Annotated in this window: 23 protein-coding genes; 15 read left to right on the plus strand and 8 right to left on the minus strand. The window is 65.9% G+C overall.

Annotation, left to right across the window (positions count from 1 at the left end):
- The first annotated feature begins 49 nt into the window (after positions 1-49).
- A complete protein-coding gene (locus BC793_RS31240; protein WP_093620004.1) occupies positions 50-283 on the plus strand; it encodes a hypothetical protein in 234 nt (77 codons plus the stop codon).
- Between the two features lie 42 nt (positions 284-325).
- On the opposite strand, the gene BC793_RS31245 is transcribed toward BC793_RS31240, so the two are convergent.
- Together BC793_RS31245 and BC793_RS52430 are read right to left on the minus strand one after the other, a co-directional pair.
- Entirely contained in the window at positions 326-1,102 is a 777-nt protein-coding gene (locus BC793_RS31245) for a zf-HC2 domain-containing protein (protein ID WP_109599133.1), read from the minus strand.
- Positions 1,103-1,146: 44 nt separating this feature from the next.
- Positions 1,147-1,746, minus strand: coding sequence for a CGNR zinc finger domain-containing protein (locus BC793_RS52430; protein WP_109599036.1), 600 nt, complete (start codon positions 1,744-1,746; stop codon positions 1,147-1,149).
- 110 nt (positions 1,747-1,856) lie between these two features.
- Here BC793_RS52430 and BC793_RS31255 point away from each other — a divergent pair, with 110 nt between their 5' ends.
- Positions 1,857-2,651, plus strand: a complete 795-nt coding sequence (locus BC793_RS31255; protein ID WP_109599038.1) for a L,D-transpeptidase family protein — start codon at positions 1,857-1,859, stop codon at positions 2,649-2,651.
- 5 nt (positions 2,652-2,656) lie between these two features.
- Here the strand turns inward: BC793_RS31255 and BC793_RS31260 are convergent, their stop codons facing one another.
- Positions 2,657-3,052, minus strand: coding sequence for a hypothetical protein (locus BC793_RS31260; protein WP_146246507.1), 396 nt, complete (start codon positions 3,050-3,052; stop codon positions 2,657-2,659).
- A gap of 280 nt (positions 3,053-3,332) precedes the next feature.
- Here BC793_RS31260 and BC793_RS31265 point away from each other — a divergent pair, with 280 nt between their 5' ends.
- Together BC793_RS31265 and BC793_RS31270 are read left to right on the plus strand one after the other, a co-directional pair.
- Positions 3,333-3,803 carry an RNA polymerase sigma factor gene (locus BC793_RS31265; protein WP_158319413.1) on the plus strand — a complete coding sequence of 157 codons (471 nt, stop codon included), beginning with the start codon at positions 3,333-3,335 and terminating at the stop codon, positions 3,801-3,803.
- Complete coding sequence (locus tag BC793_RS31270; RefSeq protein WP_146246508.1) at positions 3,796-4,302, plus strand: hypothetical protein; 507 nt, start codon at positions 3,796-3,798, stop codon at positions 4,300-4,302. Before BC793_RS31265 ends, BC793_RS31270 begins: the two co-directional genes overlap by 8 nt.
- Before the next feature lie 1,405 nt (positions 4,303-5,707).
- Here BC793_RS31270 and BC793_RS31275 read toward each other — a convergent pair.
- The 3 genes from BC793_RS31275 to BC793_RS31285 form a co-directional block, all read right to left on the minus strand.
- Complete coding sequence (locus BC793_RS31275; protein WP_109599046.1) at positions 5,708-6,103, minus strand: hypothetical protein; 396 nt, start codon at positions 6,101-6,103, stop codon at positions 5,708-5,710.
- A 679-nt stretch (positions 6,104-6,782) separates the two neighbouring features.
- Positions 6,783-8,213 carry a protein kinase domain-containing protein gene (locus BC793_RS31280; RefSeq protein WP_158319414.1) on the minus strand — a complete coding sequence of 477 codons (1,431 nt, stop codon included), beginning with the start codon at positions 8,211-8,213 and terminating at the stop codon, positions 6,783-6,785.
- Positions 8,214-8,370: 157 nt separating this feature from the next.
- Entirely contained in the window at positions 8,371-9,057 is a 687-nt protein-coding gene (locus BC793_RS31285; protein WP_109599050.1) for an NYN domain-containing protein, read from the minus strand.
- Positions 9,058-9,122: 65 nt separating this feature from the next.
- Between BC793_RS31285 and BC793_RS49065 the strand changes: the two genes are divergently transcribed.
- The gene (locus BC793_RS49065; protein WP_146246509.1) at positions 9,123-9,557 is read left to right on the plus strand and encodes a hypothetical protein; all 435 of its coding nucleotides are present in this window, start codon (positions 9,123-9,125) and stop codon (positions 9,555-9,557) included.
- A 159-nt stretch (positions 9,558-9,716) separates the two neighbouring features.
- On the opposite strand, the gene BC793_RS31290 is transcribed toward BC793_RS49065, so the two are convergent.
- Together BC793_RS31290 and BC793_RS31295 are read right to left on the minus strand one after the other, a co-directional pair.
- Entirely contained in the window at positions 9,717-10,502 is a 786-nt protein-coding gene (locus tag BC793_RS31290; RefSeq protein WP_109599052.1) for an inositol monophosphatase family protein, read from the minus strand.
- Complete coding sequence (locus tag BC793_RS31295) at positions 10,499-11,449, minus strand: DUF5919 domain-containing protein (RefSeq protein ID WP_239170379.1); 951 nt, start codon at positions 11,447-11,449, stop codon at positions 10,499-10,501. The genes BC793_RS31290 and BC793_RS31295 overlap by 4 nt, the downstream gene beginning before the upstream one ends.
- 890 nt (positions 11,450-12,339) lie before the next feature.
- Between BC793_RS31295 and BC793_RS31305 the strand changes: the two genes are divergently transcribed.
- The 10 genes from BC793_RS31305 (at position 12,340) to BC793_RS31350 (ending at position 19,846) form a co-directional block, all read left to right on the plus strand.
- Positions 12,340-12,609: a hypothetical protein gene (locus BC793_RS31305; protein ID WP_109599057.1), complete on the plus strand. Its 270-nt coding sequence runs from the start codon at positions 12,340-12,342 to the stop codon at positions 12,607-12,609.
- A gap of 155 nt (positions 12,610-12,764) precedes the next feature.
- Positions 12,765-13,493, plus strand: coding sequence for a GntR family transcriptional regulator (locus BC793_RS31310; protein WP_109599059.1), 729 nt, complete (start codon positions 12,765-12,767; stop codon positions 13,491-13,493).
- Between the two features lie 100 nt (positions 13,494-13,593).
- Positions 13,594-14,028, plus strand: coding sequence for a hypothetical protein (locus BC793_RS31315; RefSeq protein ID WP_109599061.1), 435 nt, complete (start codon positions 13,594-13,596; stop codon positions 14,026-14,028).
- A gap of 97 nt (positions 14,029-14,125) precedes the next feature.
- Complete coding sequence (locus tag BC793_RS31320) at positions 14,126-14,443, plus strand: hypothetical protein (protein ID WP_109599063.1); 318 nt, start codon at positions 14,126-14,128, stop codon at positions 14,441-14,443.
- Between the two features lie 2 nt (positions 14,444-14,445).
- Positions 14,446-15,876, plus strand: coding sequence for an FtsK/SpoIIIE domain-containing protein (locus BC793_RS31325; RefSeq protein WP_109599065.1), 1,431 nt, complete (start codon positions 14,446-14,448; stop codon positions 15,874-15,876).
- The gene (locus BC793_RS31330; protein ID WP_109599067.1) at positions 15,873-16,088 is read left to right on the plus strand and encodes a hypothetical protein; all 216 of its coding nucleotides are present in this window, start codon (positions 15,873-15,875) and stop codon (positions 16,086-16,088) included. The genes BC793_RS31325 and BC793_RS31330 overlap by 4 nt, the downstream gene beginning before the upstream one ends.
- Positions 16,085-16,621 (plus strand): DUF2637 domain-containing protein, encoded by a 537-nt coding sequence (locus BC793_RS31335; RefSeq protein WP_239170378.1) that lies wholly within the window; start codon positions 16,085-16,087, stop codon positions 16,619-16,621. Before BC793_RS31330 ends, BC793_RS31335 begins: the two co-directional genes overlap by 4 nt.
- Positions 16,618-18,420, plus strand: a complete 1,803-nt coding sequence (locus BC793_RS31340; protein WP_109599069.1) for a replication initiator — start codon at positions 16,618-16,620, stop codon at positions 18,418-18,420. Before BC793_RS31335 ends, BC793_RS31340 begins: the two co-directional genes overlap by 4 nt.
- A complete protein-coding gene (locus tag BC793_RS31345; RefSeq protein ID WP_109599135.1) occupies positions 18,420-18,629 on the plus strand; it encodes an excisionase family DNA-binding protein in 210 nt (69 codons plus the stop codon). Before BC793_RS31340 ends, BC793_RS31345 begins: the two co-directional genes overlap by 1 nt.
- Entirely contained in the window at positions 18,629-19,846 is a 1,218-nt protein-coding gene (locus BC793_RS31350) for a tyrosine-type recombinase/integrase (RefSeq protein WP_109599070.1), read from the plus strand. The genes BC793_RS31345 and BC793_RS31350 overlap by 1 nt, the downstream gene beginning before the upstream one ends.
- The last annotated feature ends 102 nt before the right edge of the window (positions 19,847-19,948 follow it).

Raw genomic sequence — 19,948 nt, forward strand, 5'->3', positions numbered from 1 at the left:
ATCAGCCCTCCCGGCACTGTATCGAACACATGTTCGATACAGTGCCGGGATGGAGCAGCGTAAGCACTGGTGGAACAGCAAATGGGGGCGGCTGGCCCGTAAGGACGTCTACTTACGCACCAGCGGCGATCAGTGGTATGTCGAGCAGCGCGCCGGCGGCTCGGACGGGGTCTCGCACTTCTTCGAGTACGACAGTGAGGACGCGGCTCTCGACATGATCCGCGCCCTGCTCTCCGGCCCCGACGAGTGGCGTGAGCTGTCGGTCCGACCAGCCGACCGATAAAGACCGCCCCGACCGGTAAGGCAGCGCCGACGGCGAAGACCGCTAGGCCGCCTGATGATCGTCCCGATGCAGCGCGGTCAACGGGCCGTGTGGCGGCGGCAGCAGCCGCAGTCCCGGCCGGGGAGCCTCCTCCAGGGTCTCCGCGTCGAAACGTGCCCGCCAGCCGGCACCCATCCGGGAACCGGGCGGCCGCACCTCGCCTCCGGCACCTCGGGACAACGCCACCACCAGCAGATATCCGGCGATCACGAACCCGTGGCCGACCAGCCGGCCGGCGTCGACACGCCCGGCGGTCAGGTCAGTGACCGAGATCAGCAGCAGCATCCCGACGAAAGCGGTCAGCATCGGCACCAGCCCGGTCGGTCGGGTCCGCCGCAGCGCGATGAAGAGATATCCGGCACCGACCGCGACGTTCCACGCCGCCGACTCGTGCCAGAGGTGCCCCTGTGAGGCGCCCAGCCCGTTGTGCGCGTGGTCCACGGTCGCCCCGCCACCGACCTGCGTCAGCCCGAGGATCAGCTGCACCGCCCCGACCAGGGCCAGCGCCACGTAGAGCACGGCCGCCGCGGGCAGTCGGGGCCGCCACCGGCGCCGGGCCGGCGGTTGCTCCGGCAGGGCGGCCAGGATCGCCTCGGTCAGGTCCGGCACCTGGGGCACCGCCGCCGTCCGGGTCAGCCGGTTGACCACCGCCGCCCGGTCCAGCCAGTCCCGGCAGCCGGCGCACCCGGCCAGGTGCTCGTCGACCAACGGGCGCATCGCCGGGTCGTCCTCGCCGTCCAGCTGCGCGGAGAGCATCTCGCGCCACCGCTCACATGCCATGCCCTGATAGTCGCCTGCGAGGTCGCCCGAGTTCCCGCCGGGGTTCACTGATGTTCGTGGCCGAGCATCCGGCGCCGCTCGCGGAAGGCACGGAGGTTCGCCGTGTTGCCACAGGTGCTGACGTCATGCCAGACCCCGCTGTTGTTGCGCGAGGTGTCGAAGAAGGCGGCCCGGCACGCCTGGTTGTTGCACAGTTTCAGCCGCGGCCACATCCCCGCCTGCTGGGCCAGGAGCGCCTCCGCCCACAACGCCGACGCCAGCCACCGCACGCCGCGGCCGGTCGGCACCACCCGCACCCAGCCCGCCCCGTCCGGCACCAGGCTCACCTGGACGTCGGCCGGCGGCAGCAGTGCCTCGTCCACCTCCGGGCTGGTCCCCGCCGTCACCACATGCTCGAAGGCGGTCCGCAGCCGGCGCATCGACCGCAGATCGGCGACGGAGAGCAGCAGAGTGGGCCCCGGCAGCCCCGACACATGCGACCACAGACCGAGCGCATCGGTCACCCACCACTGGGCGTCCTCGACGCTGCCCAGCAGGTCAGGTGCATACGACATCGCCGGGCGGGTGTTCAGCAGCTCCTGCACGAGCGCGAATCCACCGGGCGCCTCCCGTACGCCGTGCCGCGCGCTCGCCTTCCATGACATAAACAAAGCCTACTCGGCTCTTTTTCCTGTGCGCCCGCCACGCCACCCGCGCGAGTGGACGATTGCCGTTCATCGGTGGACGGTCGTGAATGAGTCTCTAGACTTCACCTGTGCGTAGAGCTCTGGCGATCACGATCGCGGCCGCGGTGGCGCTGACCCTCGCCGCCGGCTGCGAATCGGGGACACCGACCGCGGACGGGCCGCCTCCGGGCGTACCGTCATCGTCGTCGCCTGCCGCGCCCACCGGATCGCCGTCGCAGCCGGCTCCCGCGCCCACCGCCTCCTCGGCTCCGGCGACGCCGGAGCCGAAACGGAAGCTGAAGAGCGGCCTGGAGGGCCCGGACGTCCTGGCGCTCCAGCAGCGCCTCACCGAGCTGGGTTACTGGAACGGCGAAGCGGACGGGAAATTCGGGTCGACCACCCAGCAGGCGGTCTACGCGGTGCAGAAGGCGGCGGGCATCCGCCGCGACGGCACGGTCGGCCCCAACACCCGAAAGGCCTTGGACCAGGGGGTACGCCCGAAGGCGCGCTCCACCACCGGCACCATGGTCGAGATCGATCTGAAACGGCAGCTGCTGCTCCTGGTCACCGACGGTCAGGTCACCCGCACCTTCAACACGTCGACCGGGTCGAACGAGTATTACCAGCAGGAGGGTGAGACCTACCTGGCCGACACCCCGCGCGGGAAGTTCAAGGTGGGCCGCCAGATCGACGGGTGGCGTGACGCTCCGCTCGGCCTGCTGTGGCGCCCCAAGTACTTCAACGGCGGCATCGCGGTGCACGGCGCCCCGAGCGTTCCGCCCTATCCGGCGTCACACGGATGCGCCCGCGTCTCCGTCTCCGCGATGAACTGGCTGTGGAAGAACGACGCCATTCCCCTGAAGATGCGGGTCTGGGTGTACTGAGGCGGTCAGCGCACCGCCTCCAGGCGCCGTGCCCGGCGGGGTGCCGGGATGACGACGGGCGCATATCCGGGCGGCCACGCCGCACCGTGGATCTCGGCACAGAGCACCACACCGAGCCACGGCACCCACGGCCCGATGATCTCCACCGTCCCGTACCCGCGGACGTCCAGCGTGAGCGCCCACTCGTCGGGCCGCGGCCGCAGCCCGGTCACCGCCCGCAGCGCGAACGAATCGTCGCCCAGCAGCAACCGCCGGTTGGTGACCACAGCGATTTCCCGATCGCCCCCGATGACGTCGACCGGGAACCATCCATACTGTTTCTCACCGGCCCACAGCGGAACCGTCGGGCTGACCGCGGCCGGGCGGCCACCCCGCTCGACGAGGCCGGCCAGCATCCTCATGGACCGGTAGCCGGCCAGAAGCTGCCCAGGGTCGTAAACCGACAAAACATTCTCCGATCTGACGGACCGCCCGATGCGGCCCGCCTCCGACCCTGGCACGCGAAGGCCGTCACCCCAAGCGAATACACCCCAAAGGTGAGCCCGAAATTTCCGACCTATCCGCTTAATCCCTTTGAGTCCGTCTTTGATGTACCGCGGGAGGCCACTCTGTGCATGCCGGGAACCTTCCGAGACGGTCGCGGGTGAGAGAGGTATGAGCCGAAAGCCCGCCGAGGATGCCGTGTCAGAGCTGTACGCATCCTGCTACCGGCGACTCGTCGGGGTGATCACCCTCGCCGCCCCGAGCCGGGCCGAGGCCGAGGAGTGCGTCCAGGAGGCATTCCTCCGCGTCCTCAGCAGGTGGGACCACGTGTCACAGCTCGATTCCCCCGAGGCCTGGGTCCGGACCGTGGCCTTCAACCTGCTGTCGAACCGGCGACGGAAGGCACGTAACGCCATCCGCGCGCTGCTGCGCCACGGCCCGCCACCCACCGAGCCACCACCGAGCCCCAACCGGGTCGACCTGACCCACGCGATGCGCCGGCTGCCGATCGGCCAACGCCAGGCCGTGGTGATGCACCACGTTCTCGGGCTCAGCATCGAAGAGATCGCCCGAGCACTGAAAGTCGCCCCCGGAACGGTGAAATCCCGCCTCAGCCGGGCCCGCACCGCACTGGCCGCGACCTTGCGAGAGGAGACCACGCATGCCTGACCTCAGCGAACTGCTGACCACCGAGGCGATTCGGCTACAGCCGGCCCATCAGCCCGCATTCCCTGATCTGGTACGGGCCAGGCGGCGGCAACGAACCCGGTTGATCGCCGGCGTGGCGCTCATCGCCCTGGCCGGAGCCGGCGGCGCTACGGCTTTCCTCGAAGCGGATCCCGGCCGCCCTGATGACACGGTCCGTGCGCCGGCCGGACCGTTCCCGGTCACCGTCACCGGTCTGCTGCAGCAGGTCGGCGGACCCCAGGGCACCCCACCCCGGGGAATCCCGGGAACGGTCTGGTTCCGGGCGGACGACGGCACGATCACACCCGCCCCGACGGCGGACAGCGGCCGGTTCACCATCACCGTTGCCGCCGGCCGGTACGTGGTCACCGGAGCCCCCGGCGGCGATCCTCAACAGCCGCCGACCTGCCGGGCCGAGACCCCCTTGACGGTCTCCACCGACGGCCTCACCGGCGTCGAGGTCAACTGCCACATCCGCTGACGCCCCGAACCGGTGCTGCTGTACGGCCCGGCAACGGAACAGGTCAGTGCCGGAAATCCGGCACTGGGATTCAAATGGCTGGGTCTGCGCGGACTGCGCCTATGAGTTCGATCAGCAATCTCTGATCCTCGCCATTGCTAGGCGCCTTGATCCAGAGCAGGCAAGATTCGGCAGTAATAGCTGGTCAACGGAGTAAAACCGAGTCCGACACCCCTCCGCCTCGGTTGTGGCGGCAGATCCCTAGTTGTTCGGAAGGGCAGCGCGCCTGGCTGCTTCTTCCGCAAGTGCCTTTTGGGTTATGCGCTGTAGTTCTTCGGGCGTCAAGTCGGCTGGCTGGGCGGTGTTCGGGTCGGCAGAATCGCGGTCAACCAACTGCGCCATCGGTGCGGACTCTCGTGGCGCCGGGAGCTGGTAGGAGGTGTCGTCACTACTCGCGGGTGACGGAGTGTCCCCGTCGGCCCGCGCCGTTACAGCCGCACCCAAGACCGCTACCGCGATGACGACACCGGCGGCACCGACGGTCAGCCCGTGTTTAGGGGTGTGGGCATGCGTGGAGGCCGAAGGCTCAGGTGATCGCATGCCCTCTACCCTCGGTGTCCCACTGTGGATCGTCAAGAGACTCTGATGGCGTCGACATGCAATTCCAGCTTGTCGGTAAGGACCTGCTGCACCGCGCGACGAAGACACCCACCTCGGATGACGCCTGCCACTCCCGGAGACCTGCACGGTCGCCCTCCGCGAGCGAGCCGCAGCCCAGCAGACAGCCAAGGAGGAAGCCGGCGAAGCGTGGCAGCCGACCGACTTGGTCTTTTCACGACCCGCTTCGGCAACCACCCGCGCGGCGCTCAAGAAGTGGGGCGAGTCCCTTGATCACTGACTGGCCGTCTGCGTTCGCGGTGCCGGGTCGCTCGGCCGGCGCCCCGGTCCACGCAGAGTTCGCCGGTCTGGTGCTCGACCCAGTAGGTCTGGTCGGCGGGCGATGAAGGTCGGCTCAAGCAGTTGCAGGCAGCTGTCGACCCGGCTGGCCAGCAGAAGTCGATCAGAGGGGTCACGGACTCGCTCACAGCACCTCCCGGACGCGCGGCTGTACGGCCCCGGATACGGAACTGGTCAGCGCCGGAAACCGGCGCTGACCAGCCAATACAGTGGGCCGCCAGGGACTCGAACCCTGAACCTAAGGATTGCCTGCAACGCGGTTTGATCAAGCGTCGTATGAGGTCAGACGGCTTGATCAGGTTCCGTCCCGACCGGTCCGACTGCTGGCGTTGCTGTACTTCACTGCTGTACAGCAACGCTGGCACGGCCCGCGGCGCCGGACCACCACCCGATGCCCCGCTCACGGTGACCACCCAATCCAGTGGCAAGCCGCGAAGCGGCGCGGCAGCAACTTGACGGCGTCCGAGCGCTATCCGGAGGGATCCAGTCTGTGTTGCTGGAAAAACCGAGTCCATGCCGCCGCGCACCGCCGCGCAAGATCCAAGGCGTCCTCCGTGCCTCTCGGTCCGCTCGGCCGAGACCATTCGATCTCCGCACGTACGCCGCCTCCATGCACCCACGACACCCGGGCGGTGATGGGATCGGGGTCGCGCCCGGGTCTCCTTGTGTGGTGCTTGATGGTCTGTGTCATGCCGTTACATAGCACCAGGTCGGGGTCACTGTTGACATACGTCATCGCATCGCGCTTACCGGCGTGCTCACTCAGCCAGTCCGCCAGCTCGCGGCAGCTCTTGAAGAACTCCTCGACCTCACGCCGGACATCCTCATTGCTGGCACCGTCACGGCTGTAGAGGTCTTCCAACATGTGCAAGCCGTTCTCAACGTCTCGCCACTTCTGCTGCCATGGTCGAGCCGGGTTATAGCCGACACTCACATGGGCGTTCAGCGCCCCGGCCGAAGCGAGGGCTGCCCCGGCTTGGACCACGGCACTGCGACGGGCTCCGCCACACGCCGGGCAGAGGTCACCTAGCGCCACGCTGTCGAGATTCGATCCGCAGTCTGGGCACATCATCACGGCAAGTCACGCTACAGCCGTAGGCCCGGAGAACAGGGCTGGCCACCACCCGGCTCGGCAAGGACCCTGGCCCGAACACCGAATCGGTCGGCGCGCCGGCCGATGCCGGGCGAAGCCCGCCAGCAGGCCGAGCGCGGCCGACCAGCGCCGCGCTTGCGCGGCGCCTTGATCCAGAACAGGCAGATTCGGCAGTAGTCGAGGCGTTGATCGAGGCGTTAATTGCCAGACACCAGTCACGCAGGCCTGTTACCGGCGGCGACTAATTCGTGGAAATAACTGCCGCCGGATCACCAGAGATCCGGATGCTTGGTTCGCGATTAACACCGACTGCCGCAACCTTGCCTACACTGCGGAGCGGGTCAACTAAGCAATTACCTAGAAGGCAATCTCATAAGAGCGGATCCAAGAACTTGCTCCGGGACAGGTATGTGACGCTGCTGTCGGCAGACAGCAGCTTTGCCTAGAAATGCTATGCAGTTGCCCCGTCCGGATTACCGCCTGAATCAACCTCGCCGAGGAGTAGTGACCGCTGGAGGGCGAGTTCGGACTCCATCATTTCCCTGATTGCCTTGAATATATCGGGCAAGCATTCGCGATACAGGGACTCGACCTCAGATGCAAGAACGTCGAACTGTGCAGACGGAACATCAACATCGAAACTAGAGGCGATAATCTCCCTCTGGTCGCCACGCCCCCCATTCTTCCTATTTGCAGTTACGCAAATAAAGAGGCGGGAAGAACCGGCAGTATTGAGAACCTTGAGGACGTAACCTACGGTGACCGAAACACCAATTCCGGGTGGTGCGATAAGGGCAGCACCCCAGGAGCTGTGAAATATGTTTGTAGCACCATCTGCCACCCACGATCGGGGCGGCGACACTTGAACTGGATCGTTAATATAGAAATGTGGCAACTTGCTCAGAGCTTCATCAAAAACCGATTTTGCCGATTCATGGATACGAACTGCCGCCTTCGCTCCCGCAAATCGCGTCTGGTCAATCTCTTCTCGTTTGCGAGTATGCGGTTGTCCTAGTGTTAAAATCTTATCGGCCTCCTCGGCGAGGTCCGGCGTCGAGGATGGTGGCCGTTCGGCTGGATTGGCTAGCGCATTCAGTTCCGCAGAAACATAGTCCATACGCGGACGTGCAGCCGGATTATTGTCGGTACAGCGTTCGATCAGTCGGTCTAGGTAGGGTGCCCATGGATGAGCTGAACGCGCCGTGAGCCGACTAGAATCGTCCTCCACCCGCTGCTGCCCCGGCAGTGGAAGATTTGAACCGGTAGCAAGGACCCACAGCGTCTTCGCGAGCGAGTAGACATCTGCCAATTCAGCGTCGGCAGTGTCTGCATTGTGTCGCATCTCCGGCGCTATATAGTCCGTTGGCCCTACTTTCCTTCCCTCACGAGTGAGCGGGGATGCATCAGGGTACTTAACTAGGCCAAAGTCTCCGATGACCCACTGCCCATTCAAGCGAAACAAATTGTCAGGCTTGATATCGCGGTGATGGACATCAGATTTTGCAAGATCGCGCAGAGTTGAGGCGTAGGCGACTACGGCAGTCACTACCAAGTCAAGCGTCGGCTCGGATCCGAGCGCTTCGCTCAGCGGCTCAGCCAAAGGCATCACATACCATGCCGTACCCCCGCCATTGCCAGGAAGACTGTGGTCAATTAGAGGGAGGATGCCCGGGAATTCTTGAGCCGCGAGTAGAAAACCTATCTCCCTTCGAAACCTTTCCATTCTGTCGGCTGAGGCGTTCCTGTGACGAAAAACTTTGATGGCCGCAGATGACCCGGCATCGGAGCAACGGTACACATCACCGTTGCCACCACCACCAATTTTGGCTCCCACGGTCCAGCGTCCGTACGTTTGCGGTGTTTTGCGTTCACTCCCTGCCACGGCAATAGGATACCGCTTAACGTCGCGGCGGGAGGCGTACAGATCTCAAAAAGTCGTCAACCTAGATGCACTTCGTTCTCACGCTGGTCAGGCCAGCCCCGAGACACATGAGAGCTACGGTCTCTCACCCACGGCGACCGCCGCACCTACATCCCCCTCACGACGGCCCGTCCTCGTCATCATCTGGGTCGTACCCCAAAAGATCTCCGAACCTCTTCATGAAGGGCTTTGTAAGACGCTCAACTGCCTCAGGGCTCCAGGTGACTACTTCATCCGCGAGATTCCGAACCTCAGTGGCAACCGGAGCACCCTTCGGAAAAGCCAGAGTAACTGTCGCCCCCAACTGCTGCACTGCGCGCACGGACTCAGCTAGATCCCTATCGCCCGCCATCAGCATGACATGCGAGCATGCGCCTTGCTGGACTAGGCGCACCATATCCAGAACGATAAGGCTGTCTACCCCCTTCTGCTGATAGATGGCTTCAGGTTGAAAATGTCGCATAAGCTCTTGATAATCGATACCCATCTCGCCAGCAGCTCTGCGAAGAGCCGGCTTGTAGTCGAACTTCCGTTTTTGCAAATGCCCCAGGCGAAGTTGTAATCCTGGGCAGCTTTCCAGCCGCGCAAACTTCTCACGCTGTTGTTGAAAGTGCGGGGAGCCCGGTTCATAGGCGCCGTCATACCAATAGGCCCGAAGGAATCGGACACCCATGCGTAGCGCTGATGAGTGAAGCCACCCGACCAATTCCTCAGGCTCGAACATGAGGGTTGGATTGCCAAGCAAAAATCGACCGGATCGAGTAATGAACCCTGCGTCAATTATGCCAACCATCTGGCTGGACATACCTCACCGGACCTTAGTAGGGTGACACGTCGACGTAAGTATGCCCCACTGACACTGGAGGATCAATGACGGACCTGCCATCCTCTATGGATTACCCCACAAGAGACAGCACCGGAAACATAGATGCAACGCTTTCCATGCTGAATACGATGGTCAGCATTCTAGACTCCAGAGTAGGCATCGTCTTAGCGATACCCGGCGGGATGCTTAGTGGTCAACTTGTGAGAAAGGCTACCTGGTATAAGGAGTGGTTCGAACTAATAGAACACGGCGGAGAAGGTGCGGAGTCATTCGCGACGACCCTAAAGCATCTTTTCTCAGCATCGGGAAGGCTCGGTCCTGACAGTGAATTCATCGACCACTCGGGCGATTACCTACATGTAATCGATGGCGCACTAACCGCAGGAAACCAAACAAGCTCCAAAATGCCATGGAGGGTTCGCCTGGACCAGGTTGCCGCATGGAGCCTGGGCTCTGACCCACGAAAAATGGGTGCTTAACAGGCGTCGATACAACAGGCCAAACAAAGGGTGGTCCGACGCAGGCGCCAGCCTTCACCTTGGGATCCGGGTCCCAAGTCAAGATACCCAGTTTGGCCGCTTAGCCTCCTCTATGCTATTCGCCCAGTCAGGAAACGAAACTAGAGTGATGCCGAGGCCCTAATCCTCGTCGACCAACGCAAGTATTGACGGGATCAGCTCTGCGTTCGCCGCGATAGTTGCCTCCGACTCTAAGGTATGCGGCGAACGGTCGTGGTCAACTACGACAGCGCCCGCCTCACGGGCGATCACCACACCGGCGGCGGTGTCCCACGGCTTGTTGGCGAGCATGACCACGGCGTCAACATGTCCGGCGGCAAGCCATGCCAGGTCGATTGCGGCCGAACCGTGCATACGGATTCGCTGTACGTCGGTCCCAAGTCGCTGGGTCAGCGCAAATCGGATCCGGTTCTTCTCTTTTGCCCCCGCACCCACTGCATAGTCACCAAGTGCCACCACCGCATCACCGATGCGGTCCGTCCTACTCACGCAGATGGCAGTCCCATTCGCCTGGGCGCCGTCCCCTTCTGCCGCTGAGTAGCGCATAGAGAGGAAGGGCAGGTCAATTACGCCTAGGACCGACCGGTTCTCCGTGATCAGGCCGAGCGAGACCGCGCAGAGCGGCGACCCGTGCACGAAATTGACGGTCCCGTCGACTGGGTCCAAGGCCCACATAAGGCCGCCAGTCCCTCCGCTTGTTCCGTTCTCCTCTCCGAGAAAGCCGATGCCTGGCGTGATTTTCGCCAAGAGCGCGCGTACCTGTTCCTCAATGGCAAAGTCGACCTCAGAGGCCATGTCGCGGTCACCCTTGGCTGTTAGGGTGCCGGGCTGCATGCTTCGCATGATGCCCTGTGCGAGGTCAACGGCTTGGTGGGCGATGGGTAGTAGGTCGGCGTAGTCGGTCATCGGGGGTGGCCACCGCTCCATAGTTCGTCGAAGGTGCGCTCGAAGACGTGGTAGAGGCCGGCGGCCGGCCATCGCTTCTTGATCACCATGGTGGGGGACTCGACGCCTCGGGCGTGGGGCAGGTAGTGCTGCGCGATGCAGAGCGAGTCGTTGATCAAGGTGATGTTGGCACGGATCGTCTGGTCGTAGGTGGCTACCTCGATGCGGTCCCGGATGTCGGCGGGGAGTCGGTCGCGGACTCGGAGGACGCCTTGGAGGTTGAGGGTGGTGAGGGCGCCGAGGGTGCCGGCGGTCATGTCTTCCTCGATCTCGCGTTGGCGGATGGCGTTGCCGGCGGGGTCGAGGAAGAGCAGGCGAAGGCGGGCGCCGTTCTGCGCGAGTTGGGCGAGCTGGCTGTCGGCGTACTGCTGGCAGATCAGGTTGAGGGATAGGCCGACGGCGCGGATGTCGGTGGCGTTGTCGAACAGGTCATGCGGCGGCATGCGGGAGGTGAACTCCGACCGGCTGGGGTAGACGGCCTCGACGTCGCCGTACCGGGCGGTGAATTCCTGGTCAGTGGTTTGCTGCCCGGCCGAACCAGCCTCGAACGGCACAGTGGCGGTGGTGCGGTTACGGTCGCCGAGCATCAGGGTGATGCGGGCGCGGCTGGACATACCGAGACCGGATGCGATGCGGGTGAGCACGTCGATGCTGCTTACCCGACGGGAGCCGCCGATGATCTCGCTGACCTGGGCCTGACTCAGTCCGACGGCCACTCCGAGGTGGCTCTGACTGACCTTGGTTTCACGTTGAACAAGGCGGAACAGCTGAGCTATGTCACGGGCTGCCAACGCGTCGAGCATCGGATCGGTGTCCCAAAGCGGTGCCGGGACAGCGAAGACGGCAGTGTTTCGGCTGCTCACGTGGCCTCCCGAGTCAGTTTGATCCGTGCATCGGATACCGACCATGCACCTCGATATCCGGTCACCGGATAGAAGTTACCCCTTGATGGACTATCGCGGGTGATGGGTTGAAAACCGACAGACGACCACGATCAGGGCCATGGCGATTTCCTCGGGGGTGTGCCGGTCCTGTGAAGGGCGTGGCTGGCGGTTGGCGTCGAAGCGTCGGGTGATCCGCGCTGACGAGACCGTCGTGCGGATGGTGCGGCGGGCGTGTCCCGACTGTTCACCGGTCCGCCCAGCCCGGAAGTCGTGACCGTGCTGGCCGCCGTCACGGAATTCGCCGAACTGTTGCTCCGGCTCGGCCTTGCCTCGCGCCTACCAGGGGATCCCTGTAGGCCGGTGGCGCTTCGGTTCGCCGTGTCGGGGCTCCCGACGACCGGATGGGACCGTGATGCACCGGAAAGCCAGACGGATTCTGTTTCGCCGCGCCCGTTGTACGTGCGGGCTGCCGTGGCCATGTCTGGAACTACGGCTTGAGAAGATCCGCTCCCAGCCGCGACCGGCGCTGCCGGGTTGGACCGCACCGACGGAGATGTTCCCTCAGGTCGGCCGGGTCGGGCGGCTGACTCCCGCGCAGGAGTACCGCGCCGGCGGCCGTAAGCGGCGGTCGGCATGACCGCCGATGTGAGCACCGGGGCGCAGCACCAGCCAGACCCGGCCACGTACGCCTGTGGTGCCTGCACCTTGCCGTGGCCGTGTGCGCCGGCACGGGACTACCTGATCGCCACGACACCTGATCACGTCCAGCTTGCGATGCGGATGTGGGATGAGTTGGAGAGGGCCGCTCGCGCGCTGGCCGATCGGCATCCGGCGGACCTGTTCGATCGGTTCCTGCGGTGGACCGAGCGGTGAGCGACGACGAGTGGCCAGGGGCCGAGGATCTACGACAACAGATGCGAGCGCAGCTCGCGCTGGAGGCCCGGTTTCCCGGGTGGCAGGTACTGCACGCGATGAACAGCCGATGGGTCCGGTACGTGCACATCCCCGAAGGATCGTTCTACGCGGTGCACGACCAGTTGCGGGAGCTGCCACTGTTCGCACCAGACCTGGACCAACTCGCCGCCCGCGTGGAGCGGCGACAGGACGAGCTGCGGCAGATCGCACATTGGGTGGCCCGGTCGGACCTGACGACCATTCTCGGGATGATCCGCCGCCTGCCATGACTCGTCTCACGTCGGTACGCCGGTTGGCGTACGGCGCCTGGGGAAAGATCCCCGGCAGATAGTTGTGGCAGATGGGCGCGGTTCCCTGCGTCCGCGACTTGCTTTACTGTGTTGACAAGTTGAGTTGTTGTCTCATTGAGCGGGCGGAGAGCCGGATGGCCATCAACGTGCCACCGCCGAAATATGCGGTCGTCGTGAACGCTGTGCAGCAGCGCATCGAGGACGGTACCTACGCGCCCGGCACGGCGATCCCCAGCGAGACGCAACTGATGGCCGAGTTCGACACCTCGCGCCCGACGGTGGTGCGGGCACTCGGCATCCTCCAGCAAGACGGCTGGATCGAGTCGCAGCAGGGTAAAGGCCGGTTCGTGAAAGGCCGGCCCTCCCCCGCCGCCCAGCAATCCGCCGACCGGATGCTCGAACTCCTCGACCAGGGCGAGGAAGCGGACGTGACCCTCCTGCGGGTCGGGGCGATCATGACGCCGAACCGGGCGGCCGTGGCTCTCGAACTGGAGTCGGATACCCCGGTCATCCTGCGGCGGCGCCTCGTCGAGTCCGAGGTCGGCCCGGTCGAGCTGAGTTCGCTCTACGTCCCGGTCGAGCTGGCGGCCGGCACCGACATCGGCCGCAAGGCGCCCCTGCCCGACGGCGTCTTGCAGCATCTCAAGGCGCGCAAGGGCATCGACTTCGACCACGCCACGGAACGAATCTCAGCGCGGCTCCCCACCGCCGAGGAAGCGGAACTCCTGCGGATCGACGAGCGCGACGCAGTGCTAACGGTGCTGGTCACGGTGTTCGACCGCAGTGGAGACCCGCGGTTCGCGGTCGACGTCGTGATCCCGGCCGTCCGGCATGAGCTCGAGGGTTCCTTCCCCCTTCGCTGATCTTTTTCCATCGACAACCTTGCCGATGGAGGATCGCGAGCTACAATCGTCCCTACATAACAAGTCAAGTTGTCGACTTGATAGCCAGACGGAGGATTAAGTGGTTCCCAACTCGATCAAGGTGCCGGTGCCGTGGGACTACGTGGCGCCGCATGGCGTGCTCTGCCTCGGGGTGGAGCCGGCCACCGACTTCGACAAGCGCGGACAGGGCGACGACCAGCTCCGCGACAAGGACACCGGCGAACGCGTGTGGCTGGTCCGGGTTCTCGACCTGGACCCGGAGGCCGGGAAGTTCGGCGCGTCGAAGGAGTTCAAGGTCAAGGTTGTCGCCGCGCAGCAGCCGGTTCCGCCCGCGTCGGCGGTGCCGGGTTACCCGCCGATGGTCGAGTTCACCGACGTGATGCTCACGCCGTACGTGGACTCGCAGCGCTGCAAGGGCGGCGCCAACAAGTGCCGGTCGCGCCTGGCCTGGTCGATCAAGGCCAGCGCCATGACCACACCGCAGCAGCAGGCCAGCCGTGCGACGGCTGCCTGACCAGAGAAGTCGCGTCCGGGAGCGGGGCCAACAACCGCCAAGAAGTCATCCCCGCCCCGGGCGCTCAACCACCCACCTGCAAAAGGAGACGGCTGTAATGGCCAAGGTAGTCGACGCTGCCCGCGTCACCACACCGAGCAACACCGTATGGCGTACCTGCATCGGATGCAGCCAGACCAAACCGATGACCGCGGACATCGACCGCTGTGACGACTGCGAAGACGCAGCAGATCAGGAGGCCCTACGCGAGCACGCACTCTCCGGTTGGGAGCACGTCAACCGCTACGCCGGGGCGATCGGCCGGATCGAGGCGTGGGCTGTGCTGATCCCGAACGTCACCGACTCCGAACGCATCGCCAGCATCCGCGACGTGCTCGCCACCCTCAACGCCGGTGACGACAAGGCGGTGAGCTGACCATGCCGCTGATCAACATCATCCGCGGGGAGACCATCCCGGTCGCGCCGCTCAACGTCCGCACCCCCGTCTTCAAGCTGCCGATCTGGGCCGTCGTCGTCTGGGAGACGATCAAGGCCCTGGCGTGGCTGGTCGCCACCTACATCCGCCACTGGTACGCCACCCTCCCGGCGACCGGCCTGACGTGGCTCTATCTCGCCCACGGCTGGCAGGCTCTCGCCGGACTGGTGGCCGGCATCGCAGCGATCTCGACCGGCTGGGCCTTCGGGCATCGGCTGAGCTGGTTGCGGTTCGGCTGGTGGCCGATCCTCGCCAGGGTGCGGCGGCTGGTGTACCGGCGGCGGTGGATGGCCGCGATGGTGACCGCGAAGCTGTCGGTCTCCTACGACAAGCGCACGATCATCCCGCAGATCCGCCGGGTCCGCTGCCGCGCGGGCTGTGACGAAGTGTTGGTGCGGATGGTGACCGGGCAGATCCCGGACGACTTCGCCAAAGCCTCCGAGCGGCTGGCGCACACGTTCGGGGTGCGGCAGCTCAAGGCCATGCCTGGCCCGACCTACGCCACCGTGGTCCTGGTCCTCATGCGCGGCGACTCCCTCCACGCCACGGTCGAGCCGCTGCCAGTGCCCGACGCGCTGGACTTCACCGCCCTACCCATCGGCGCCCAGGAAGACGGCGACCTCTACCGGCTGCGGCTGTTCGGTACCCAGGTCCTCATCGTCGGCGCCACCGGCTCGGGTAAGGGCTCGGTGATCTGGTCGATCGTCCGTGCCCTGTCCGGTGGCGTCGCCGATGGGCTGGTCGAGCTGTGGGGCCTGGACCCCAAGGGCGGCATGGAGCTGGGGATCGGCCGGCCGCTGTTCGCCCGGTTCGCCTCCAGGGACTTCGCCGAGATGGCCGCCATGATCGAACAGGCGGCGGCCACCGCGCAGGAACGTGCTGCCCGGCTGGCGGGTCAGACGCGCCAGCATGTGCCGACGGTGGATGAGCCATTGATCGTGCTGGTCATCGACGAGCTGGCGAACCTGACCGCCTACCTGACCGAGCGGCAGCTCAAGGACCGGATCAAGGCCGCGCTCGGCATCGTCCTGACCCAGGGCCGCGCCGTCGGCGTCCACGTCGTCGCCGCGATCCAGGACCCCCGCAAGGAGGTGCTGCCCGCGCGTGGGTTGTTCCCGACCCGGATCGGGTTGCGGCTATCGGAGCCGGCAGAGGTCGACATGGTCCTCGGCGACGGCATGCGCGACCGCGGCGCCCTCTGCGACCGCATCCCCCAAACCCAGCCCGGCATCGGCTACGTCGTGCTCGAGGGAGACCCGACGCCGATGCGGGTCCGGCTGACCTACTGCGACGACGACACCGTCCGCGACATGGCCCACGACTACGGACGCCTGCGGCTGGTCGGCGGCAACGCGGCTGGGGGTGCCGCATGACCGCGGATACCGCGCCGGTGCGCTGCCTGACCATCTACTGCATCCGACCCGCCACGCACTGGCACGACGGCGCACCCTACTGCCTCGACTGCGCCTGGATCTGCATCCATGAGGAAGGCCGAATCATCGAGCCGGCACCCGGCGTTGCTCGCGACTTCGCTCGCTACTACACCGACCGCGACCTCAATCCCCACCGGCGAGACCAGTCATGAACGTACCTTTCAGCACCGACACGAACCGGTGGGAATCGCTGACCCTGGCCGCCATCCTCACCACCGTTGCCCTCGCGGCCGGGTGGGCGTCCTTCTCCCACGTCCACGACTGGACCATGCGCCATGCTCCGGCCGGGACCCCCGACGCGTTCGGCTGGGTCAACGCGGTCATCTCCGAACTCGTTCCCGTCGCAGCCCTACTGACGATCAAGCGACGCCGCCGGACGGGTGGGCCGATCGGCTACCCGCTGTTCCTGCTCGTTGCCGCCGGAACCCTGTCGCTGTCCGCCCAGCTCGCCGTCGCTCAGCCGAGCCCGTCGGGGTGGCTGCTGTCCGCGGTTCCCGCGCTGGCGTTCATGGCCCTGGTCAAACTCGTCTTCACCAGCCCCACGGCGGCTCCTAAGCCGGGCGGCGCCACGGCCCCGGTCACCGTTCCGGCGCCGCAGCCTATTCCTGCCGTGGTTCCAACTGTGCCTGTCCGGCCGGTCACGCGGTCGAACGGCGTGCCGGTCATCGGGCAGGTGACCCGATGACCACACCAACCCTGCCCGTCCCGGCCGAGACAACGGCGCCTCGGCCGGGCTCCCGGGCCGCACGCCTGGCCCTCCCCCGGGCGGTCGACGCGCTCAAAGACCTCGCTGTCGATCACGGCGTCTGCATCCATCCGGTGGCGCTACGCCGGACCGACCTGGCCACCGGCAAGACAGAACTCGTCGACCTGCCCTGCGGCGCCACCCTGGAAGCCAAGTGCCCGCCCTGCGCGAAGCGGGCACGCAGGCTGCGGCAGGTCCAGATCCGCGAGGGCTGGCACCGCACCGACGAACCGCTACCCGGTCCGGCGCCAGCCACTCCTCGGCAGCGAGACCTGATCACTGCGCGGGCACACCTTGAGTTCGAGCGGGCCGCCCTCCAGCTCGCCGCGATGGACCCCGACCAGCGCACGGCGGAACTCGAACGCATCGACACGGCCATCGAAGCGGTGGAACAGGAGATCGCCGCGGAGGGCCTGCGGGGCAGTATCGCGCCGGGTCACACCCGGAACGCCCAGGGCGACGACGACAACGGCCCTCGGCGAGTCCGGTCCACGAAGCGGCGTCAGGATGTGCCGGATCTGCCCCGGCAGAAGGTGGAGGCACGTACGGTCGGCCGGACCTACGTCGGCACCGATGGTGTCGAGCACCGTCCATCGATGTGGCTCACACTGACCTTGGACAGCTACGGCCCGGTCCACTCCATCCACGCCGGTCGGCCGTGCTCGTGCCGACGCTGGCACACCGACGGTGATCCGCTGCTCGGCACGCCGGTCGACCCAAGCAGGTACGACTACCGGCGCGCGGCGTGGGATGCGGTGCACTTCCCGCGGCTGCTCGACCGGTACTGGCAGAACCTGCGCCGCGCGATCGGCTGGAACGTCCAGTACGCGGGCTGTGTCGAGCCTCAGCGCCGGTTGGTGCCGCATGCGCACTTCGCGATCCGCGGCACCATCGCGCGGTCGATGCTGGAGCTGGTCGCCACCGCCACCTACCACCAGGTGTGGTGGCCGGCGGCCAACCGGCTCCGCTACCCGATCGACCGACCACCCGTCTGGGACAGCAAAGCCGAGACGTGGGTGGACCCGGACACCGGACGGCCCCTCGCGACGTGGGCTGAGGCCCTGGACGCGATCGACGACGACCCCGACGCAGAGCCGGCACACCTGGTCCGGTTCGGCGCCCAAGTCAAAGCCAAGGGAGTCGACCCCGGCACCCGCGATGCCGAGCGGACCATCGGCTACATCACCAAGTACGTAACCAAGTCAGCCGCAGACTGCCACACCACCACCAGCGACCCACAACGCGCCCACCTCGACCGACTCTGGCACGAACTCCGCGTCACCCCGTGCTCCGAGCGGTGCTCGAACTGGCTGTTCTACGGCGTCCAGCCCAAGAAGGCCCACGGACGGCTCCGGCCCGGCCACTGCAAGGGACGCGTGCACCAAAAGACGACCCTCGGTATCGGCGGACGCCGGGTGCTGGTCTCCCGCGACTGGTCCGGCAAGACGCTGGCCGATCACCGCGCGGATGCCCACGCCTGGGTCAAGGCGCTGCTCGGAATCACCACCGAGGAACCCGAACCCGACACCGAGCAAAAGCCGGCGGTCGCTTGGGAGATGGCCCGACATGACGATCCGGATCTCCCGGCCCTCGAACACCGGCTCTTGCGGGCTATCAGCGAGCGAATCCACCGCCGTACCCAACTGAATGCCGCCCGGAAGACGGCCGGACTTGACCCACCTGGAATGTCTCGGCAATCGACCACCCCCGCGTTACCTGGAAGGAGCCAAGCCGCGTGATGTCCGCCCGAGAGACCGTGCTGAAGCCCCGGTGGTACTCGCCCGCAGAGGTCGCCATCCTGCTCGGCTTCGGCCTGTCCAAGGTCAAGATGAAGATCGCCACGGGTGAGCTGCGCTCAGTGAAGGACGGCAAGTACCGCCGGATCCTGCCCGAGTGGGTCGACGAATACATCAACGAGCAGGTCTCCCGGAGCGAGGAGGCCGCCTGATGCCACCCCGCACTCGCGCCAACGGTGAGGGCTCGATCTACCCCTACCGAAACGGCGGGTTCGCCGCGTACGTCTGGGTCACCAAGCCGGACGGCAAACGCACCCGCAAGTACGTCTACGGCAAGACCCGCGAGGAGACCCACGACAAGTGGCTGACGCTTCACCAGAAGGCCAAGGAAGGTCCGATGGTCACCAAGGCTCTGACGCTCGGCAACTTCGCCGCCTACTGGCTGAGCGAGATCGTCAAGCCGAACCTGTCCCCCGGCACCTACGTCACGTATGAGGTCGCCTCCCGCCTCTACATCGTCCCGGGTCTGGGAAAGCGGCGCCTCGACAAGCTCCAGCTCAGCGAGGTGCAGACCTGGCTCAACGCTGTCCGCCAGCAGTGCCAGTGCTGCGCCCAGGGAAAGGACGAACGCCGGCCCAAGAAGCGGTGCTGCGCGCTCGGCAAATGCTGCCGCGACATGCCTTCGGCAACCTCCGTCGCCCACATCCGGCGAGTGCTTCGGACTCTGTTGTCTCAAGCCATCACCGAGGGCCACCGCACGACCAATCCCGCGACGAACGTCAAGTTGCCGTCGGTCCGCTCGAAGAAGCGCCGCGCCTGGACGAGCGACGAAGCTCGGCAATTCCTGGAATCAGCTCGCGGCGACAAGGACCCGTTCTACGCCGCGTACGTCCTGGTCCTCGTGCTCGGCCTCCGCAAGGGCGAGATGCTCGGCGTCACCTGGCCCGGCATCGACCTGGACGCGGCCGAGCTGACCGTCGACATGCAGATTCAGCGGGTCGGCAAGGAGCTGCTGCACCGCGAGACGAAGACGCCCACCTCGGATGACACCCTGCCGCTCCCGGAGATCTGCGCGGTTGCCCTCCGGGAGCGCGCCACCGCGCAGAACTCAGCCAAGAAGGAGGCCGGCGAAGCGTGGCAGCCGACCGATCTGGTCTTCACGACCCGCTTCGGCACCCCGATCGAGCCGCGGAACTTCAACCGCTACTGGGACCGCCGCTGCGACCTGGCCGGCGTCCGCCGCATCACGATCCGCGACGCACGCCGTACCTGTGCCTCGCTGCTCGCCGATCTTGACGTTCATCCCCGGGTGGCCATGCAGATCCTTCGGCACGCCCAGTTCTCGATCACCATGGAGATCTACACCGTGGTGTCCTCGGCAACCACTCGCGCGGCCCTCAAGAAGTTGGGCGAGTCCCTTGATCACTGACAGGCCGTCGACGGCCGGGGTGTCGGGTAACTCGGCCGGCGCCCCGGTCCACGCAGAGCTCGCCGGTCTCGTGCTCGACCCAGTAGGTCTGCCCGGCGCTGA

Source organism: Actinoplanes xinjiangensis (assembly GCF_003148685.1).
Lineage (GTDB): Bacteria > Actinomycetota > Actinomycetes > Mycobacteriales > Micromonosporaceae > Actinoplanes > Actinoplanes xinjiangensis.

What these genes read in the sequence shown, in the direction of transcription:
- BC793_RS31295 (WP_239170379.1), bottom strand. Translation starts at nt 11,449, where the DNA reads ATGGTCGGTATCCGATGCACGGATCAAACTGACTCGGGAGGCCACGTG.
- BC793_RS31285 (WP_109599050.1), bottom strand. Translation starts at nt 9,057, where the DNA reads ATGTCCAGCCAGATGGTTGGCATAATTGACGCAGGGTTCATTACTCGA.
- BC793_RS31290 (WP_109599052.1), bottom strand. Translation starts at nt 10,502, where the DNA reads ATGACCGACTACGCCGACCTACTACCCATCGCCCACCAAGCCGTTGAC.
- BC793_RS31260 (WP_146246507.1), bottom strand. Translation starts at nt 3,052, where the DNA reads ATGAGGATGCTGGCCGGCCTCGTCGAGCGGGGTGGCCGCCCGGCCGCG.
- BC793_RS31310 (WP_109599059.1), top strand. Translation starts at nt 12,765, where the DNA reads ATGGCCATCAACGTGCCACCGCCGAAATATGCGGTCGTCGTGAACGCT.
- BC793_RS31270 (WP_146246508.1), top strand. Translation starts at nt 3,796, where the DNA reads ATGCCTGACCTCAGCGAACTGCTGACCACCGAGGCGATTCGGCTACAG.
- BC793_RS31335 (WP_239170378.1), top strand. Translation starts at nt 16,085, where the DNA reads ATGAACGTACCTTTCAGCACCGACACGAACCGGTGGGAATCGCTGACC.
- BC793_RS31305 (WP_109599057.1), top strand. Translation starts at nt 12,340, where the DNA reads ATGCGAGCGCAGCTCGCGCTGGAGGCCCGGTTTCCCGGGTGGCAGGTA.
- BC793_RS31340 (WP_109599069.1), top strand. Translation starts at nt 16,618, where the DNA reads ATGACCACACCAACCCTGCCCGTCCCGGCCGAGACAACGGCGCCTCGG.
- BC793_RS31330 (WP_109599067.1), top strand. Translation starts at nt 15,873, where the DNA reads ATGACCGCGGATACCGCGCCGGTGCGCTGCCTGACCATCTACTGCATC.
- BC793_RS31240 (WP_093620004.1), top strand. Translation starts at nt 50, where the DNA reads ATGGAGCAGCGTAAGCACTGGTGGAACAGCAAATGGGGGCGGCTGGCC.
- BC793_RS52430 (WP_109599036.1), bottom strand. Translation starts at nt 1,746, where the DNA reads ATGTCATGGAAGGCGAGCGCGCGGCACGGCGTACGGGAGGCGCCCGGT.
- BC793_RS31345 (WP_109599135.1), top strand. Translation starts at nt 18,420, where the DNA reads ATGTCCGCCCGAGAGACCGTGCTGAAGCCCCGGTGGTACTCGCCCGCA.
- BC793_RS49065 (WP_146246509.1), top strand. Translation starts at nt 9,123, where the DNA reads ATGACGGACCTGCCATCCTCTATGGATTACCCCACAAGAGACAGCACC.
- BC793_RS31320 (WP_109599063.1), top strand. Translation starts at nt 14,126, where the DNA reads ATGGCCAAGGTAGTCGACGCTGCCCGCGTCACCACACCGAGCAACACC.
- BC793_RS31275 (WP_109599046.1), bottom strand. Translation starts at nt 6,103, where the DNA reads ATGTTGGAAGACCTCTACAGCCGTGACGGTGCCAGCAATGAGGATGTC.
- BC793_RS31350 (WP_109599070.1), top strand. Translation starts at nt 18,629, where the DNA reads ATGCCACCCCGCACTCGCGCCAACGGTGAGGGCTCGATCTACCCCTAC.
- BC793_RS31325 (WP_109599065.1), top strand. Translation starts at nt 14,446, where the DNA reads ATGCCGCTGATCAACATCATCCGCGGGGAGACCATCCCGGTCGCGCCG.
- BC793_RS31245 (WP_109599133.1), bottom strand. Translation starts at nt 1,102, where the DNA reads ATGGCATGTGAGCGGTGGCGCGAGATGCTCTCCGCGCAGCTGGACGGC.